The following is an 18,764-nucleotide window of genomic DNA, read 5'->3' on the forward strand; positions in this document are numbered from 1 at the left end:
CCATGGCGACCTACTGGGAAGCCATCGACCGGTTCCGTGCGTTCGCGCGCACGGAACCGGATCGCGAGGCGGTGATCTACCCCGACGGGCAGAATCCCGATGGCTTGCCCGCCTACCGACACCTCACCTACCGTGACCTCGACAACTGGTCCGACGCGATCGCCGAACGACTGACCGCGGCCGGGGTCACGCACGGTACCCGCACCATCGTGCTGGTGCTGCCCAGTCCCGAGTTGTACGCGATCCTGTTCGGGCTGCTGAAGATCGGCGCCGTCCCGGTGGTGATCGATCCCGGCATGGGCGTGCGCAGGATGTTGCGGTGCTTGCGCGCGGTGGATGCCGAGGCGTTCATCGGGATTCCGCAGGCGCAAGCGTTGCGCGTGCTGTTCCGGCGCAGCTTCCGGCGGGTGCGCACCACCCTCACCGTCGGGAAGCGCTGGTTCTGGGGCGGCCCGACACTACGGGAGTGGGAGCGGAAGCCCACTGGTGTCGCGCCGGTTCGCACGCGCGCGGCCGCCGACGATGTGCTTGTCATCGGATTCACCACCGGCAGTACGGGACCGGCCAAGGCGGTCGAACTCACGCACGGCAATCTGGCTTCGATGGTCGAACAGGTGGACGCGGCACGTGGCCACATCGCACCCGATACCTCACTGATCACATTGCCGCTCGTCGGCATTCTCGATCTGCTGCTCGGATCCCGGTGCGTACTACCGCCGCTGATCCCGAGCAAGGTCGGCTCCACCGATCCCGCGCACGTGGTCGACGCGATCGCGAAGTTCGGGGTGCGCACCATGTTCGCCTCCCCCGCGCTGCTCATCCCGCTGCTGCGATATCTGGAAGAGCACGCGGTCGAATTGCCGACGCTGGGCAGCATCTACTCGGGTGGCGCGCCGGTGCCCGACTGGTGCATTGCCGGGTTGCGCGCCGTGCTGCGCGAAGACGCCCTGGTGTACGCGGGGTATGGGTCCACCGAGGCGCTGCCCATGTCCACCATCGAATCTCGGGAACTGTTCGACGGTCTGGTCGATCGCGCCCACCGCGGCGACGGCACCTGCATCGGGCGACCCGCCGATCGGGTGAAAGCACGGTTGGTCGCCATCACCGATGACCCGATTCCGACATGGGAGCGGGTCGAGGAACTGGCCGGGGAACTCGAAACCTCGCGCGGTATCGGTGAACTCGTCGTCTCCGGACCAAATGTCAGCACGCACTACTACTGGCCGGAGTCGGCCAACGCCGCGGGCAAAATCGTCGACGGTGCCGTGATCTGGCACCGCACGGGGGATCTGGCCTGGATCGACGAGCAAGGGCGAATTTGGTTCTGCGGGCGCAAGAGTCAGCGCGTCGTCACCGCGGACGGGCCGATGTTCACCGTTCAGGTCGAGCAGATCTTCAACACCGTTGCGGGCGTGGCCAGGACGGCGCTTGTCGGCGTCGGCGAGCGGGGTGCGCAGCAGCCGGTGCTCTGCGTCGAGGCAAAGCCGGGCATCGACGCCGCCGCTGTCGTGTCGCGGTTGCGGGCGCGCGCCGCGGAATCCGACCTCACCCGGCCGATCGGCGACTTCCTGGTCCACCCGGGGTTCCCGGTCGACATTCGCCACAATGCCAAGATCGGGCGCGAACAGCTGACGGTCTGGGCTACCGAGCAGATAGGTTCCCGATGAAAACCTTGGCATTACGGTCGATTCCGGTGCTCGGCTGGCTGTACCTGGCCGCGGGCGCCGTGGCGGTGGCCACCGATAGCGCACCAGACAATCGGCTGCTGCGGGTCGTGTGGTGGATCGATCTGTTCCTCAGCGTCGTGGTGCACGCGGCGCAGATTCCGGCGGCGCTGCGCGCGGCCGAGGGTTCCGGCCGATCCACGGTGGAGACCGCCCTACTGACCCAGATCTTCGGCATGACCTGGTGGGCGACACAGGAGGTGGCGCGATGAAAGTACTGGTGACCGGTGCGTCCGGTTTTCTCGGCGGCGCGTTGGTACGCAGGCTGGTCGACGACGGCGAGCACGAGGTGGCGATTCTGGCGCGGCGGTCGAGCAATCTCGCCGACCTGGGCCAGGCGCGCGACAAGATCGAGGTGATTGTCGGCGATCTGAGCGACGAGGCCTCGCTGATCCGGGCGACCACCGGCATCGATGTCGTCTTCCACAGTGCCGCACGTGTCGACGAACGCGGCACCCGGGAGCAGTTCTGGGACGAGAACGTTCGAGCGACCGAGCGGCTGTTGAATTCGGCGCGGCGCGGCGGGGCCTCGCGGTTCGTGTTCATCTCCAGCCCGAGCGCGATGATGGACTACGACGGCGGCGACCTGATCGATGTCGACGAGTCGTTGCCCTATCCCCGGCGGTATCTGAACCTCTACTGCGAGACCAAGGCCGCCGCCGAACGCGCGGTACTGGCAGCCGACGCACCAGGTTTCCGTACCTGTGCGCTGCGGCCACGGGCGATCTGGGGCGCAGGCGACAGGTCGGGTCCGATCGTGCGGCTGCTGAGCCGTACAGCCGTCGGCAAGCTGCCCGATCTCTCCTATGGCCGCGCGGTGTATGCCTCGCTGTGCCACGTCGACAACATCGTCGAAGCCTGCGTCAAGGCCGCCGAGTCGGAGGCAGTGAGCGGCAAGCCGTATTTCATCGCCGACGCCGAGCAGACGAACGTGTGGGAGTTCCTCGGCTCCGTCGCGACGGATCTCGGCTATCAACCGCCGACCCGGCAGCCGAACAGGCGCGTGCTCAACACCCTTGTGAAGGTGATCGACACGATCTGGCGCATCCCGGCCATCGCGACCCGTTGGTCGCCGCCGCTGTCGCGCTATGCCGTCGCGCTCATGACTCGCTCGGCAACCTACGACACCGGTGCCGCCGCACGCGATTTCGGCTACCAGCCGATCGTCGACCGCGACACCGGACTGGCCAGGTTTCTCTCCTGGCTCGAAACTCAGGGTGGGGTCGTCGAACTCACCAAAACATTGCGATAGCGTCGCGATCTTTGTCGACAATGGAGGCAATCATGGGCAACGACAGCGTCTTCCGTCGGCCGATCTCACCCACTGAGCGGCTGTACTTCCCGATGCGGCAATTGGCGCCGCCGTTCCTCATGCAGGCCGTGATCCACGGTGACGGAACCATCGACCCGGAAGACCTGCGGCACGCGGTGGCCGTGGCGTCCGAGGCATGCCCCGGCGCGCGGCTGCGACGCCGAGGCGACGAGTGGGTCGACAGCGGCATCGCACCCGCGGTACGGGTCGTGCACGGCCATAGCATCCAATACCCCTATCTCGAAGCCGATCCCGTGCTCACCAGCCCGATCGGGCCGTCGCCAGAGGTGACAGCCGAGGTCCTGCTGCTGACGTCCGAACCGGTCACACTGGTATTCCGCGCTTTCCACGGCGTCATGGACGGCATGGGCACCGCGCTCTGGATGACCAACGTGCTCAAGGTATTGCGGGGCGAGACACCGGACGCCATGCCGGACCGGGTCGCCGATTACGAGCTGGTGCGCCGGATCGGGGCGCCGGGCAAGGCGACGTTGCCGCTGCCGAAATATCGGACCGCGGTCGGGAGCGGCCGCCAGCAGCCGGGCCGACCGCGACACCTGCTGCGGCACCGGACGATCAACGCGACCGGGCCGGGTGGGGTCGCACGGGTCTCGGCCATTCTGGCGGCACAGACCCAGGGCCCTTCCCGGATCATGATGCCGGTCGACCTGCGCAGGCACGATCCGGAACTGCGCTCCACCGCGAACCTGGCGCTGCCGCTGTTCCTGGATATCGAACCGGGCCAGGACTGGACCGAGGTCAAGGCGCAGATCAAGGCCGGCCTGGCGCAACGGCGCGAGCTGAACCAGATGGACAACAGTGGTCTGGTGCGGATACCGGACCTCATCGGCCGGGCGATCCTGCGCACGACGAACTGGCTCGGATCCCGACACGGCCGAAACCTGGTCTCCGCCACTGTCTCTCATGTCGGCGCGTTCGACCTCGACGCGATCTCGGTGCCGGGGTTCCAGCCGACAACCGTTCGGGTGGTGCCGCAGCACAGCGTCGCGATGCCCTTGCTGTTCGGTCTCGTGGAGTCCGGCGGCAAAACCGAACTCGCGGTGTCGTGCCGCAATGGCGCGGGCGTCGAGGCGCGGCTGGAAACGCTGCTCGACCGCATCGTCACCACGCTCGAGCACGAGCTACCTGTCAAGGAAAAGCTGTGACCGCCTTGGCTCGTTTCGTCAGTGCGCGACCACGCACCGTACTTGCCGTCGTCATCGGAGCGATGCTGCTGTTCGGTGGGTTCGGCGTTGGCGCGGCCGACAAGGTCAGCGCGGGCGGATTCACCGACCCGACCAGTGAAGCGGCGACGGTCGATCAGCTGGTCCGAGCACACTTCGGACCGCAGAACCCGGACGTCGTCGCGCTCTACACCGTGCCGGACGGGCAGACCCTCGACGACATCGGCCCGCGCATCCAGGCGGCGCTCGGCCGCGTCGATCCGACGCTGCTGGAGCGGCCGATCGAGTCCTACTGGAACAGCGTGCCGCCACGCAAAGGGTTCCTGCGGTCCGCCGACGGCAAGAAGGGGCTCGCCGTGGTGTTCACCGCGGGTGACGAAACCCAGCGTGTCCATGCTTACCCCGATATCGCAGCCGGACTTCAGGTTCCGGGAATCCACACCCAACTGTCCGGCTACAGCGCGCTGGCAACCGAAATCAACGGCCAGTCGCAACACGATCTGGTGGTGGCGGAATCGATCTCGCTGCCGATCACGCTGCTGATCCTGGTGCTGCTCTTCGGTGGCGCGGTCGCCGCGTCGATTCCGGTGGCCGTCGGTTTGCTCGCGGTACTCGGCTCGATGGGCGCCATTCGCATCCTCACCGAGATCACCGAGGTCAGTACGTTCGCGGTCAATATCGCGTCGCTGCTCGCGCTCGGCATGGCGATCGACTACGGGCTGTTCATGGTCACCCGGTTCCGTGAGGAGATCGCCGAAGGACACACCGTCACCGCGGCGATCGAAAGGACCTGCGCCACCGCCGGTCGCACCGTCGCATTCTCCGCGCTGCTGCTGATCTGCGCCTTCGCAGGCACTTTCATTTATCCGCAGGCTGTGCTGCGGTCACTGGGCTTCGGCGCGATCGCGGCCGTCGCACTCGCCGCCGCCTTGTCGCTCACCGTGCTGCCCGCCATGCTGGCTCTGTTCGGCGCGCGCATCGGTAAAACGACACCGAAGCAGCGGACCGAACAGTTCTGGGGCCGCGTCGTGGACGGAGTGCTGCGGCGGCCGGGCATCGTCGCGTTCGCCGTCTGCGCGGTGCTGCTGGTACTTGCCTTCCCGTTGACCGGTGTCCGTCTCGGCGACATCGATCAGCGCGCACTGCCCGTCGGCAATGAGATGCGCAGCGCGGTGGATGAACTGACCGAGAACTTCCCGGCGGCGAGCAGCGGCGTCACCGCGGTGCTGCGCGGCCTCGACGGTGCCCCGCCCAACGCGGCGGCGGTCGATTCGGCCACCCATGACATCGGCGCCGTGGACGGTGTCCGACAGGTCTTCCAGGTCGGGCGCGCCGACGACTTCGTCGTCCTGCACGCGTTCCTCTCCGCATCCGACCGCAGCGAGGCCGCCACCGCGACCGTCGAAGCCTTGCGGGACCTGAATCCCCCTGCGGCGACCACACTTCGGGTCGGCGGCGATACCGCGGCGACCGTCGACAGCGTCGATTCGATCGTGGCCAGGATGCCGTGGATGATCCTGATCATGGTGGCCGCCACCGTGCTGTTGTTGCTTGCCGCATTTCGTTCCATCGTGCTGCCGCTCAAGGCTGTCATCATGGCATTCCTCAGCCTCGCAGCGACTTTCGGCGTGCTCACCTGGATCTTTTACGACGGCAACCTCTCCGGCGCGCTCGGCATCAGTCCCGGCCCACTCGCGGCGGGCATGCTGGTGCTGATCATTGCCGTGGTCTTCGGATTGTCCACCGACTACGAGGTTTTCCTGCTCTCGCGCATGGTGGAGGCACACCATGCGGGCGCCGACACCGCCGCGGCCGTCCGCATCGGCACCGTCAAAACCGCCCGGGTGATCACCGCGGCCGCCACCTTGCTCATCCTGGTCACCGGGGCCTTCACCCTCTCACCGCTGACACCGATGCGCTTCCTCGGGCTCGGCATGATCATCGCCCTGATCATCGACGCCACCCTGGTCCGGATGCTGCTGGTCCCGGCGCTGGTCAAGCTGATGGGCCGCGCGAACTGGTGGATGCCGGGCACGGGCGGACCACCCCGACCGAGCACCGTTGTCACCGAACGCATCGAGGAAACCGCGCCGACACTGTCCTGATCGCCAGTCGCGAGCGCGGAAGGAGTTGGGCTGCGTCTTCGCGAATTCGGTGGCGGGCGACAGCAGCCCGCTTGTCTGTTTTGCGCCACCGAATTCGGCGATTTCTGTGTTTCTATGGAACCGGCTCGCGATCCGGTGCGTCTTAGTGATCAGACGGGTCTAGTGGAAGGGGCGACCGCCATGGCTGCTGACAGCCCGTTCGGCGCGTACATCGAGGACGCGAAGACGGGGGCGCTGAAGGTGCGGATGGCACCGCAGGCGTTCATCGACATCGACAGGGCCTGCCAAGACCTGATCATCGACCTGTCCTCGGCCCAGAACGACGCCAGGGCGCTCGGCGAGCGCGAATACTGGGGTCTCGGCGAGGACAACCCCCGACTGTGGTCGGCGATCGAACTGGTAAAGCTATTTCGGGAGAAGGCTTTCGGCGGCCCCAACAACGCCTATGACACCATTGGGGACTACATCGCGGCCGCGACCGAGATCCAGTTCTTGTTCAAAACCATTCGCGAAGCCTTCGAGCGCACCGACGCGGAGTTCGCCAGGCAGATGCGGGAGATCACCACATGAAGGGCAGCGCCGGTATACGTGCGGCCGGTGTCGCGGTCGCCTGCACCGTCCTCGCCGGGTGTGGCGGTGAACCACGGCCGTCGGCAACGTCGATGACCGCGAGCCCCTCGTCAGCCGTGGTCGGCTCGCCGACGGGCGGATCCGGACAGAGTGCGTCATTCGATCCGTGCACCGCACTGACGCCGTCATTCCTGGCATCCCACCAATGGGACGCCAGGCCACCCGCCACCAGACAAGAGAGCACCGGAGACGTCCGCTGGAAGGGCTGCCTGTTCGTCGCGCAGAGTGCTTACACATTCCGCGTGCAGACCACCAACGGCACCCTCACCCAGGTCCGCGAAAAGTTCCCCACCGCTACCGATCTCACCGTCGCGGGCCGCAAGGCACTGCGTTATGAGGCACGCCCCGACGTCCCCGGCGGCTGCACCGTCAACGTCGAAATGAAGAACGGCTCCCTCTACATCCTGGTGGACGACCCACGCGGATTGCACCCGCGCAAACTCTCGCCCTGTGCGGGCGCCACCGAGATCGCCGAAGCAGTGGCCCCACTCCTGCCCGCGGGGAGCTGATCACGGCAGAGGTGTGCGTGCTCCCCATGGCTGACGCGGGCACACCTGCCTCTGGGTAACTATCGTTGTCGAGCATGGCGTCACTGTTTCTCCGCCCCGCGATCACCGACGACGAACCGTTCCTCTGGAGCATGCTGTACGAAGCCTCGCACGCCGCAGAACAGGGCACGCCCTCTCCCGATGACCTGCGAGCCGTTCCAGGACTGGCCCGCTACGTCGAGACATGGGGCGCCGAGGGCGATCTCGGCATCGTCGGCGGCAGTTCGGCCGAAGCGTTGCAGGGCGCCGCGTGGATTCGTCTGTTCGACAAGGAGAACGCCGGATATGGCTACGTCAGCGACGACATCCCGGAACTGGCCATTGCCACCAGCCCGGCCGCGCGCGGCACCGGCCTCGGCACCGCGCTGCTCGCTCGTCTCCTCGACGACGCCCGCCTGCGCTACGACGGCATGAGTCTCAGCGTCCGCGCCGACAACCCCGCTCGCCGCCTCTACGCCCGCCTCGGTTTCGTCGAGGTCGAGGGTTCCGAGATCATCAACCGAGCAGGCACCACCAGCCTGGCAATGCTTTTTCGCTTCCGCTGACCCGCGGTGCGCACCCGGTGCGGTCAGCCGAGGGACAGCGGACCCCAAGTCCGGGACTGACCACCACACATGTTCCGGTCGGGCGTTCGGGTGTAAAACCCGTTGACTGCCGATGGCGTACCGAGGAAGCTTCGACGCTGTGAACGAACTCCGGCCGTCTGTCACACTCGAGGAGCTCAGCGAGGACAATCTCCGCCTGCTGCTCGATGCGGCGGTCGCCGATGCCGATCCGCTCGAGGTGATGGCTGCGGTCGACGGACCGCCCGGATGGACACCGCAGCGCAGGCAGGTGTTCGTCGAGTTCCACCGCGGGCGCGCATTGCACCCCACCCGCCCGATGGAACGAACCTTCGTCATCACCGTCGACGGCCGGGTGATCGGAGCCGCCCGGCTCGAACCCCATGGCGATGACGTCGAAGCGGGAATCTGGATCGGCCGCTCCCACCGCAACCGCGGCGTCGGTGGCATCGTCACCGCGCAGCTGCGCACACTGGCCGCCGAGTCCGGTGCGCACCGGATCACGGCGGCGACAACGCCACGAAATATCGCCGCGCGCCGACTCATCGACACGGGACTCCAGGCTCGCGTCCTCATCGAGGGCGACGCGGTCACCGGCATTGCCGACCTCACTTGACCGCCATCGACGGCGTGATGGCCGTCTCCCCCGCTGGCCCGAAATGAACAGTAACGTCACAGCCGCTTCGGGTCACGGTTCGCTTGATAGGTTCCTGGTGTGTGCCCGAGCATCCGCCGATAAACGTCGATGAACGCGCTGGTCGACGCCCACCCGCACCGATGGGCAACCGCCGTGACGGGAACGCCGTCGGCAAGCAGTTGCACTGCCCGGTGCAACCGGAGCTGAGTCCGCCACTGTGGGTAGGTCATCGCGAACTCGGTTCGGAACAACCGGGTGAGGGTTCGTTCGCCCGCACCGACCCGGACGCCCAATTCGGCCAGCGACCACACCACGGAGAGGTCGTTTTCGACCAGCGCGCACGCGTTTCGAAGCCGAGTGTCAGCGGCGGCGGGCAATCGCAGTCGCTGTTCGGGACTGCGACGCAGTTGATCGAGCAGGACTTGCCGCAACCGTGCCAACTCCGCTTCGGGCAGCTGCTCCGGCGTCGAGCAGGTGATGATGAGTTCACGTACCAGCGGAAGCGCCGTGATCACCGAAGGCGTTGTCCAGCAGTCGGGTTGGTCGGCGGGGAACCCGACACAGTGGAACCGGGTCGGCCCGTAGAAGTGGTGTTCGTGCCAACACCCGGCGGGAATCCAGATCGCCCGATCGGCGGGGGCGATCCAGCAGCCTGCCTCCGTGCGGACTTCGGCCACCCCGGCACTCGGATACACGATTTGATGCTCGGTGTGCCGGTGTCGCTCGATCTGTGATCCGCCGGGGAGGTCGTAGGCGACCGTCGTTCGGTCGTCATGGCGGGTTATCGACACAGTCAGGCATTTTATCGGAAGTCAGCCACCTCGCCAATCCCTACGCTAACCATCGACAGCGAGGAAAGAGGTGATCAGCGATGGTGAGCACGCCAGTCGAAGCCACATCCGCCGCGCACGTGGAAACGGCGTGGAAACGGATGCGGTACTGGGTGATCGCGCATGCGGTGGACGACTTCTATCAGGGACTGGTGCCTGCGAGCATCCCGTTCTTCGTACTGGAGCGCGACTACAGCTATGTCCAGGCATCCGGTCTCGCGCTCGCGGCACTGCTGGGAAGCGCACTGCCGCAACCGATACTCGGCTTGCTTGCCGATCGGTGGCGGATGCTATGGCTGGCGCCCGCCGGACTCGTAACCGCCGGTATCGGTGCGGGACTCGCTGGACTCGTTCCGACGTATTCGCTGGTGTGGGCGTTGCTGCTGCTGTCAGGGATCGGCGTCGCCGCATTCCATCCCGCGGCCGGGCGCGACGCACGCCGCGACGCCGGGCACAGTGCGATGGCGATGAGCCTCTTCTCCGCGGGCGGCAGCGCCGGGTTCTTCCTCGCACCGGCGTTGGCGACTCCGGCGCTGGTCGCGCTCGGTGTCGGCGCCACCGCGATCTTCATCCCGCCCGCGGTGTTGACGGGGTTCGTGCTGTGGCGCCACCAGCTGCGGCGAGCACGAAATATCGCTGCCCCGAACCAGATCGGCGGTCGCGACCGGTGGATACCGTTCATCGTGCTGACCGCGATCGAGGTCGTCCGATCTGTCAGCTGCGCCGGGATCAACACCTTCATCGCGCTGTATTGGATCAACCATCTCGGTTCCTCGCAGGCCCTCGGCGGCATCGCCTTGACGGCGTTCCTCGGCGGCGGGGTAGCGGGCACCTTACTCGGCGGACGCATCGCCGACCGCGTCGGAATGCTGCGCACCATCCAGATCGGCAGCGTCGCCGCCATTCCCGCATTCGCCGCACTACGCCTGATACCCAATCCCACACCCGGGCTGCTGTTCGCGATGCTCGCCGGGGTCACCGTCAATGTTCCTTTCGCCGTGTTGGTCAAGCTCGGGCAGGACTACCTGCCGACCCGCCCGGGCACCGCCGCCGGGGTCACCTTGGGACTGGCGGTCAGCGCGGGCGGACTATTCGTCCCTGTCTTCGGCCTCATCGCGGACAGCCACGGCATCGAAGCAGTCCTCACGACCGTGTGCTTTATTCCGCTGGCCGCGCTCGTTCTCGGATTCCTGCTGCCGCGACCTGGCGAACCCACCGCACCGCTCCGAAACTGATGTACTCGCCGAATCCACCGGTGCAGTCCGCCACAGACTCATCGAGACCGCGCGAACGCCATCGCCCCCGAGATCAGAACAGTCGGTTCGCTACGGCCCGATTTCGCCTGTGCGCTCTTTTGACTCACCATCCGAGCGTTGGGCGGCTTTCCACGCTACGTATCTGTCCTGCATGCAGACAGCACAGGGACGGTAGCCTGCGCTGAGGGCGGTCACTTCGTCGGCGAAGAACACGCGGTGGGAGCGGTAGTGGCCGTGGGCGAGGGCGCGCAGGGCTGATGGACAGTCCAGGCGGCCATAGATTCTGCCTCGGTGGTGGCCGCCGAACCGGCCGGGTGTGGGACTGCGGTACGGGCGGCCGGTGGCGTCGATGAGTGTATATAGCCGTGGCGCTCGCTCAGACATGGTGTGGATGTGGCTATTCGGCGTCGTGCAGGACGAGGCCGAGGGTGTGGCGGATGCCGGTGCGGATGCGGCTGACGCCGTGGCGCATGGGGGCTCGGGACCAGCCTCGGGCGCTGGGGGTTGGGCGGTCGCGGGTGGTGAAGATCAGGCCGTGGCCCTGTTCCAGCACCGTGACAGTGCCTTTCGATTGAGCGCGTGGTCGTTGTTCGACCAGGAGGAATTCACCGCCGGTGTGGTCGATGCGCGGGCGGTCGAGACCGATAACCACCTGGAGCGGGAAAACCAGCTCGCCATAGAGGTCGCGGTGCAGGGCATTCCAGTCACCGCTGGTGTAGCGCAACAAGATTGGCGTCGGCCTGACTTGCCCTGCGGCGTGGCAGGCGTCCAGCCAGTCGACGAAGTCGTCGGGCCACGGTGCGGGGTCACCGAGCCGTTCCGCCCAGGTTCGGGCGATGGGCAGCAGTTTGCGATAGAAGGCTGCGCGCAGCGCGGCGATCGGCTCGGGGACGGGGTTCGCGAAGTACCGATACGTGCCCTCCCCGAAACGATGTCGCGCCATGTCGATGGTTGAGCGGAATCGTGCGCGCTCGTCCCACATAGCTGTGAACTCGGCGCATTCGTCGGGGGTCAGCAACGGTCCTGTCTGCGCACAGCCGTCGGTATCGATCTCGGTCGTGAGCGCGGACCAATCCTGCGCATCGACCCGGTCAGTCAGCGAGGCAATGGTTTTCGACGTAGTCAATGAGATTCTCCTCTGTTCTGGACGCCCACCCGGATGTCATCCGTCGACGTGAGCCACCCATCGCCGGCCTGGTCGCCCATCGCCGGTGAATCTGGCAATGCCGGAAACCGACTGGCGCCTTACGCATCCGAGCCGGATACTCGACGACTTATGCCGCCTCGAGGGTGAGCAATGTGTTCTTGGCGGCGACGCCGCCGACGTACTGGCCGATCGTGCCGTCGCTGCGGACGACCCGGTGGCACGGGATCACGACCGGCAGCGGATTGTGGGCGCAGGCGGAACCGACGGCACGGACCGCGCGAGGGTTCCCGACGGCGGCGGCTACGGCGGCATAGCTTTCGCGGCGGCCGTAACCGATGTCTCGCAGGTGCTGGATCACCTCGCGGCGGAAGCCCCCGGTGAGTTGCAGATCGAGGGCAAGATCGAAATGTGTTCGGGCGCCTGCGAAGTACTCGTCGATCTCCCGTGCCACGGCATCGAGGCGCGCGGGAGCGGCGAGGACGCGGGGGCTGATCCGCTCGGCGAGAGTGGCGAGGACGGTGTCGTGGTTCTCGTTCGGGTAGGCGACCCGAACCAGACCGGCGGGGGTAGCCGCCAGCAGTAGGGCGCCGACGGGTGTATCGATGGTGCGGTAGGCGACGTCGAGCAGACCGGCGGACTGCGCGTCGGCCGCCAGGCGACGACGCAAGGTGGACAAGAGGTCGGCGCTGCCGGGGGTCAGCCCGTCGAAGAGGGGGTCCCCGCGGTCGATGGTGGCCATCATGATCGATCCTTCGGGTAGAGCGTGCGTAGTGTTCTCAGCCCGTCCGCGGCGGCGCGACGGGCAGCGTCGGTGGAATTGCCCAGCAGTTGGGCGATTTCGGCATGCGGCAGGCCTGCCAGATAGTGGTAGGCAACCGCTTGGCGCTGTTTGTTCGGCAGCGCCGCCAGTGCGGCCCACAGATCGGGGTCGTAGCCGGCAGGGTCGGCGTTGGGGGCCGGACGCTCGGGCAGCGTGTCGGCCGGGACGGGCGCGCGGGTGAGTGCTCGCCCGACATCGATCGCGCGGCGGTGCGCGACGGTGACCAGCCATGCCTCGATGTTCGTGTCCGGGTCGAGGTCCGGATAGGCACGCAATGCCGACAGGAACGTCTCCGACCATGCGTCGGCGGCGTCGGTCGGCCCGAGCACCGCCCGGCACACGCGCAGCACCATCGGGCCGTACTCGGCCACCACTTCCTCGAACGGAGGCAATCTCACACTGGGTAGACGGCGATCGGTGGGAAAACGTGAGATTCCGATGTCACGGATCCGTGGCGGCGTTGCGAGACGGGCCATGGGCGCGCGACTCCCGGGCGGCCTATCATGCCGTCGCCTCAGGGATGCGTGACAGGCCGCTCGCGCGCAGCACGCGGCGCGCGATACCGGCGCGGATGGAGTCGTCGGTGCCGACGATGCGAACGTGCCGACGGGCTCTGGTGACGGCTGTGTACAGCAGTTCCCTGGTCAGCAGGGTGGATTCGGGTTCGGGTAGCACGACCGACACCGTGTCGTATTGGCTGCCTTGGCTGCGGTGGATCGTCATGGCGAAGACGGTGACCACTGCCGGGAATTGCGTGGGGTGCACCAGGTAGGGCTCACTGCCGCGTTGCAGCGCCGCGCGCAGGGAACCGTCGGGCATGCGGATGATCACGCCGGTATCGCCGTTGTAGATGCGGGCCTCATGGTCGTTGGCGGTGACCAGCAGCGGCTGGCCGGGGTACCAGGGGGCCTGGTAGGTGTCGGGGCCCGCGCCGCCTGCGGCCGCCCATTCGGCGGCCATTCGGTCCCAGCGCTCCACACCGAACGGGCCTTGGCGATGTGCGCAGAGCAGTCGGTGGGATTCGAGGGCTTGCAGTGCGCCCGCCGCGTCGCCGTCCAGCGCGGCCGTGGTCACTTCCTTTGCGGCCCGGACGATATCGGCACGCACCGCCGCCGTGCCGTCGGGTGCGCTGAGCGAAAGTTCCTGACCACCTGCACGGAGCAGTTCGAGTGCGGTGTCGGCGTCGCCCGCACGGATCGCGACCGCGAGTTCGGCGATCTTGCCGCCGAAACGGCGACCACGCGTCAGCCGGACGATGCCGCCCTGCAGGCGGGTTTGCTCCAGGCTGGTCAAGGCTTCCGGATTGTCCTCGGCCACGGCGGATTCCAGCGAATCCGCGCCGAGCACCGCGTCCAGTACCGGATTAGGTTCGCCGACGACAGGCCCCGCGACCAGGTCCGCGAGGACAGCGCCCGCATCAACCGACGCGAGCTGATCAGGGTCGCCGACCAGCACCAAGCGGGTGTCCGGGCGCAGCGCGGCCAGCAGTCTGCTCATCATGGTCAACGACACCATGGAGGTCTCGTCGACGACGATCACGTCATAGGGCAGCCGGTTGAATTCGTGATACCGGAACCTGGTGGTGCGGCCGCGCTGCCAGCCGAGCAGTCGGTGCAGGGTAGCCGCGGTGAGTTCCGGCAGATCGAGCGAGTCCGCCTGCTCGCGCACCGCTTCTTGCAGGCGCGCAGCCGCCTTGCCGGTGGGTGCGGCCATCGCGATGCGGAGTGCGGGCAGTTTCGGATTCGCCCGCTGGTGCGCGTCGAGCAGTGCCAGGATCCTGGCGATGGTGTGGGTCTTGCCGGTGCCGGGCCCGCCCGCCACCACGGTGGTCCAGTGGGTGGCGGCGAGCGCGGCAGCCAGCCGCTGCCGGTCCGGCGCCGCACCGACCGGCGTGTCGAACAGCCGGTCCAGTTCGCGCCGCACGATGCTCGGATCGACGACCGGATGATCACCCGAACGCTCGGTGAGCACCCGCCGAATGGTCTGCTCCTGCTGGTAATACCGGTCCAGATACAGCAGTGGGCCCGCATCACCGCGCAGCGGCGCATCGACAAGCCGTAAGGGCCGCAACGGACCTGCCGGGCCGCCGCACACCAGCGGACTAACCCGCAGCGCCGCGACGACAGCATCGATCTCGGGCCACGGCAGCGTCGCCGGATCGACACCCGTACCGGCATCCCAGGTTTCGTCGGCATCCACGCCGATCTCCCGCATCCGAAGCAACTCCAGACACACCGATCCCGACCGCACCGCCCGCACCGCGAGCGCCGCCGCGAACAGCACCTCCTCCGCGGACTCCCGCCCCATCCGCCCCAGCCGCAGCGCCACGTGTACGTCGGCCGCCGAAAGCACCCCCGCCTCATTGAACGTCCGCAACAACCCGGTTCCCCGCTGCGCCAACTGAATCGACGTCATCGCCCCACCTTCCCCGTCGACGTCGCAGAGCGCTCGGACACCCCGGCAATCGGCGCCCGCGAATTCGCGCGCGCACGACGGATAGTCATAGGCGTCATCGGTCTGTCTCTCCTGCGAGGAGAGCGGACAGGGCGACGATGAGGTCGGCCGGTGGGTTCCAGTCGAAGACGCCGCAGCCCGCGGGGGTTTCGGGGCCGATCATGCCGCGGACGAACAGGTAGCGGGCGCCGCCGAGGTGGCGGGCGGGGTCGTAGGTCGGCAGGCGCCAGCGCAGGTAGCGGTGCAGGGCTGCCGAGTAGAGCAGCGCCTGCAGGGGGTAGTGGGAGCGCTGCATTTCGGCGGCCATGCGGTCGTGGGTGTAGTGGTCGACAGTGAGGTCTCCGGTGCCGAGGCGGTTGGTTTTGTAGTCGACGATGACGAACCGGGGGTCCGCGCCGGGGGATTCGGTGACGCGCAGGACAACGTCGATGCTGCCGGTGAGGTAGCCGCGCAGTGGAGCGTCGTCCAACGCGGCCAATTGATCTGCGTAGGAGAAGAAGTCGTCGCCGGGCGGGAGATGCTCGCGCAGCAGGTCGGCGATTCGGCGCAAGGTAGCCGCGTGGGCGGCGGGTGTGTCGCCGCCCGCCAAGGGGAGCTCGAATTCGAGTTCGTTCAGCTTGTCTCGGCCGGAGATGTCCGCGAGGCAGCCGAACCCAAGAGGGGTACGCAGGACGGCCAGCAACGCGGTACCCAGGATTTCCGGATCCGCCTCGGCCATCAGTTCGTCGGTCGATGCGCGGCAGCGGGTGTGCACCTCGGCGGTCAGATCCGGTGCGTCGGTATCGATCAGCTCCAACACGCCGTGGACGAGGGTGCCGAACTCCGCACCGTAGGGCAGGGCGTTCATCAATGAAGCGGCGCCGGATGTCGACGGCTCGGTCTCGTCCACCACCGGCGTGCTCGGCTCGTCGGCCGGACCTCGCTCGTCCTCGGGTTCGGACTCGACGACGGCGGCATCGTGCGCGCCCGCGGTCAGTGCCGAGTACGAGGTGCGCCGCCATTGCTGATCCATGATGCGCGCGAAGTCGGCGGCGGCGAGCGCTCCGGTCGCGGTCTCGCCGCGCACCCGCCGGATCTCGACGGTGTCGGTTGCCTCGACGCCGGTCACCGAGATCGCTGCGGCCGCACCGGCACCCCATGCCGAAAGTCGCTGTACCACAACACTATCCGCAGGCACGGCGGCGCGGCCCTGAACTATGTCGCCGCCGTCGGGGCGGCCGAGGATCATCCGGTGCAGCGGTGAAGCGGCGGTGGTAATCGCCGGAGCCCACCAGGTGACGATCTGGCACATCGCCCTGGTGAGGGCGACATACAGCAGGCGCAGTTCCTCACCGGCTTCCTCGGCTTCACTGCGCAGCTTGCGTTCGGCATAGCCGGTGGCATCCTGGCCGCCGACATCGAGCACACGGGCGCCTTCGTCGTCGTGATACAGCAGGGTCGCCGGGTAGGGGTTCTTCGCGTTGTCCCACGCGAACGGCAGGTAGACGATGGGGAATTCGAGACCCTTGCTGGCATGCACCGTGGCGATCTGCACCGCCGCCGCGTCCCGATCGAGCCTGCGGCTGCGATCGGCAACGGAGCCGGACGCAGGATCGCGGACCCGGTCGGCAAGCCAGCGGGTCAGTGCCGTCAACCCGAGCCCCTCGGTCAACGCCACCTGATCCAGCAGCTGCGCGATGTGGCGCAGATCGGTCAGCTGCCGCTCGCCGTTCTCGATCGCAAGCAGCCGCTGCGCCAGATTCGCTTCAGTGGAAAGCTTCTCGAACACTGCCGCGAAACCGGACCGCGTGAACAATCGAGCGGACTCGCGCAGCTGCGAACTGATCCGCCCGACCAGATCAGCCCCGCCACTGTCGATTTCGACAGCGGTAACTCCGAGCAGTGGCGTGCACGCGGCCAACCGCACCCGGTCGGATCTATGCGGCTGCTCGAGCGCCCGCAACAACCAGAGCCAGTCGGTAGCGCTGCTCGTGCCGAACACACTGATGCCGCCCGCGAGGACGGAGGCGACGCCGACCCGATCCAAAGCCGCTCGCACCACATCGATCTGTGACCTCGTCCGCACCAGCACCGCGATGTCGCCAGGCCCGATCGGCCTGCGCACCACCCCTGGCGCATCGACCGTGCCGCCCGAGGCGGCAGTGGCGTCGGCATCGGGTTCGACCGTGACGTTCGCGCCGATCGTGTCGCTCGATGTCACAGCAGCGCCGGCACGGGCTTCGACTTTCGCCTCGACAAGGACACCCGATTCGAGCAGCCCCACGATATCGGCGGCCAAATCCTCGGCGACCTTCGCTCGCATGCGACCGACCGCCGGGAAGCCGGACTTGTTCAGCGGGCCCGCGCCGGTGCGGGGCAGGCAGCGCAGGCGCAGCGGCGTGATGAGATCGCCAGGGCCCGACAGGCGCGACCACGGGCGGGTGGCGGCAACGGGGTAGACGGCGATCTCCTTGTGGCCCAGCGCCGCTCCGCCGTGGAGATGATCCAGGGCGGCCAGCAGGCCCGCGTCGCTGCGCCAGTTGGTGGTGAGTTCCTTACGGGTGTCGGCGTGTTCGACGGCGTCGAGATAACTGAGCACCTCGGCACCACGGAAGGCGTAGATGGCCTGCTTGGGGTCGCCGACCAGCACCAGGGTCGAGTGGCCGTGGAAGGCCAGGCGCAGGATGTCCCATTGCAGCGGGTCGGTGTCCTGGAACTCGTCGACGAGGGCGACTCGATAGCGATCACGAATGCGGCGACAGGCGCGCGGACCGTGCGCCGGGTCGGCGAGGACATCGTGCAGCAGCACCAGCAGGTCGTCGAAGTCGCGCAGGCCGGCCAGGCGCTTTCGGCGTTCGGTCTCGGCGCGGACCGCGGTCGCGAAGGCGACCCGCTCCCCAGCCGCACCGTCGCTCTTCGGGACAAGCACCGCATGCCGGTCGCCTACGGCGGCCAGTGCCAGCGTGTGCGCCTCCTTCAAGGAGAACGGCGGTTCGGCACGGGCGTACCGGTTCAGAAAGAGATCGTCGGCAACTGTCCCCACCAGATCATCGACGGTCTCCACCAGGCGTGAGCCGGGATCGTGCTCACCAGCAAGCCCGAGTTCGTCCAGCATGCGCTGACAGAAACTGTGCGTGGTGGCGATGGTGCCCGCATCGAAGTCCGAGAGCGCCGTGAGCAACCGGTTACGGCGCTTGCACACCTCATCCGAATCAGCCTGTGCAACAAGCCGAATCAGCTCGTCGGCATGCGCACGCGCCAGCTCGGGATCCGCCAGTGCCGCGGCAACCGCAACGAACCGATCACGGGTGCGCTCCCGAAGCTCCTGGGTCGCAGCCCGACTGAAGGTCACCAGCAGCAGCTGCGAGACATCGATCCCGACCTCCGCCACATACCGCACCGCGAGACCGACGATCGCATGCGTCTTCCCCGTCCCCGCACTTGCCTCCAGCACCGTGGTACCGGTAGGCAACGGCCCATTCGGATCGAACCGATCGGCCACCTCCGGGATGGCGAACGCCGTGTCCTGAACGGTCACGCACACCACCCACTTCCGCCGTCCGACAACGACCCCT

At 67.4% G+C, this 18,764-nt stretch carries 17 protein-coding genes; 10 read left to right on the top strand and 7 right to left on the bottom strand.

Features of this window, described 5'->3' with window-relative positions; all coding sequences use genetic code 11:
* Positions 1-2: 2 nt before the first annotated feature.
* The 9 genes from ACFQZZ_RS17305 (at position 3) to ACFQZZ_RS17345 (ending at position 8,682) form a co-directional block, all read left to right on the top strand.
* Complete coding sequence (locus ACFQZZ_RS17305) at positions 3-1,667, top strand: fatty acid CoA ligase family protein (protein ID WP_378681860.1); 1,665 nt, start codon at positions 3-5, stop codon at positions 1,665-1,667.
* Entirely contained in the window at positions 1,664-1,936 is a 273-nt protein-coding gene (locus tag ACFQZZ_RS17310) for a hypothetical protein (protein ID WP_378681190.1), read from the top strand. The genes ACFQZZ_RS17305 and ACFQZZ_RS17310 overlap by 4 nt, the downstream gene beginning before the upstream one ends.
* Positions 1,933-2,976, top strand: a complete 1,044-nt coding sequence (locus ACFQZZ_RS17315; protein ID WP_378681193.1) for an NAD-dependent epimerase/dehydratase family protein — start codon at positions 1,933-1,935, stop codon at positions 2,974-2,976. Before ACFQZZ_RS17310 ends, ACFQZZ_RS17315 begins: the two co-directional genes overlap by 4 nt.
* A 32-nt stretch (positions 2,977-3,008) precedes the next feature.
* A complete protein-coding gene (locus ACFQZZ_RS17320; RefSeq protein ID WP_378681195.1) occupies positions 3,009-4,202 on the top strand; it encodes a peptide synthetase in 1,194 nt (397 codons plus the stop codon).
* Entirely contained in the window at positions 4,199-6,325 is a 2,127-nt protein-coding gene (locus tag ACFQZZ_RS17325) for an MMPL family transporter (protein ID WP_378681197.1), read from the top strand. Before ACFQZZ_RS17320 ends, ACFQZZ_RS17325 begins: the two co-directional genes overlap by 4 nt.
* A 180-nt stretch (positions 6,326-6,505) precedes the next feature.
* A complete protein-coding gene (locus ACFQZZ_RS17330) occupies positions 6,506-6,895 on the top strand; it encodes a hypothetical protein (protein ID WP_378681199.1) in 390 nt (129 codons plus the stop codon).
* A complete protein-coding gene (locus ACFQZZ_RS17335) occupies positions 6,892-7,464 on the top strand; it encodes a DUF3558 domain-containing protein (protein ID WP_378681202.1) in 573 nt (190 codons plus the stop codon). The genes ACFQZZ_RS17330 and ACFQZZ_RS17335 overlap by 4 nt, the downstream gene beginning before the upstream one ends.
* A 74-nt stretch (positions 7,465-7,538) precedes the next feature.
* Positions 7,539-8,048, top strand: a complete 510-nt coding sequence (locus tag ACFQZZ_RS17340) for a GNAT family N-acetyltransferase (protein ID WP_378681205.1) — start codon at positions 7,539-7,541, stop codon at positions 8,046-8,048.
* Positions 8,049-8,187: 139 nt separating this feature from the next.
* Entirely contained in the window at positions 8,188-8,682 is a 495-nt protein-coding gene (locus ACFQZZ_RS17345) for a GNAT family N-acetyltransferase (RefSeq protein WP_378681208.1), read from the top strand.
* 56 nt (positions 8,683-8,738) lie between these two features.
* Here ACFQZZ_RS17345 and ACFQZZ_RS17350 read toward each other — a convergent pair whose 3' ends face one another.
* Positions 8,739-9,494 (bottom strand): AraC family transcriptional regulator, encoded by a 756-nt coding sequence (locus ACFQZZ_RS17350; protein ID WP_378681211.1) that lies wholly within the window; start codon positions 9,492-9,494, stop codon positions 8,739-8,741.
* A gap of 80 nt (positions 9,495-9,574) precedes the next feature.
* Between ACFQZZ_RS17350 and ACFQZZ_RS17355 the strand changes: the two genes are divergently transcribed.
* The gene (locus ACFQZZ_RS17355) at positions 9,575-10,768 is read left to right on the top strand and encodes an MFS transporter (protein WP_378681214.1); all 1,194 of its coding nucleotides are present in this window, start codon (positions 9,575-9,577) and stop codon (positions 10,766-10,768) included.
* A 90-nt stretch (positions 10,769-10,858) separates the two neighbouring features.
* On the opposite strand, the gene ACFQZZ_RS17360 is transcribed toward ACFQZZ_RS17355, so the two are convergent.
* The 6 genes from ACFQZZ_RS17360 to ACFQZZ_RS17385 form a co-directional block, all read right to left on the bottom strand.
* Positions 10,859-11,173: an Ada metal-binding domain-containing protein gene (locus tag ACFQZZ_RS17360; protein WP_378681217.1), complete on the bottom strand. Its 315-nt coding sequence runs from the start codon at positions 11,171-11,173 to the stop codon at positions 10,859-10,861.
* Positions 11,174-11,186: 13 nt separating this feature from the next.
* Positions 11,187-11,897, bottom strand: a complete 711-nt coding sequence (locus ACFQZZ_RS17365; RefSeq protein ID WP_378681863.1) for a 2OG-Fe(II) oxygenase — start codon at positions 11,895-11,897, stop codon at positions 11,187-11,189.
* Positions 11,898-12,063: 166 nt separating this feature from the next.
* Entirely contained in the window at positions 12,064-12,675 is a 612-nt protein-coding gene (locus tag ACFQZZ_RS17370) for a methylated-DNA--[protein]-cysteine S-methyltransferase (protein ID WP_378681866.1), read from the bottom strand.
* Positions 12,675-13,154, bottom strand: a complete 480-nt coding sequence (locus ACFQZZ_RS17375) for an RNA polymerase sigma factor (protein WP_378681220.1) — start codon at positions 13,152-13,154, stop codon at positions 12,675-12,677. Before ACFQZZ_RS17375 ends, ACFQZZ_RS17370 begins: the two co-directional genes overlap by 1 nt.
* A 103-nt stretch (positions 13,155-13,257) precedes the next feature.
* The gene (gene recD, locus ACFQZZ_RS17380; RefSeq protein WP_378681222.1) at positions 13,258-15,171 is read right to left on the bottom strand and encodes an exodeoxyribonuclease V subunit alpha; all 1,914 of its coding nucleotides are present in this window, start codon (positions 15,169-15,171) and stop codon (positions 13,258-13,260) included.
* 94 nt (positions 15,172-15,265) lie between these two features.
* The gene (locus tag ACFQZZ_RS17385) at positions 15,266-18,727 is read right to left on the bottom strand and encodes a UvrD-helicase domain-containing protein (protein WP_378681225.1); all 3,462 of its coding nucleotides are present in this window, start codon (positions 18,725-18,727) and stop codon (positions 15,266-15,268) included.
* Between the last annotated feature and the right edge of the window lie 37 nt (positions 18,728-18,764).

It is taken from the genome of Nocardia sp. GCM10030253 (genome assembly GCF_042675075.1).
GTDB lineage: Bacteria > Actinomycetota > Actinomycetes > Mycobacteriales > Mycobacteriaceae > Nocardia.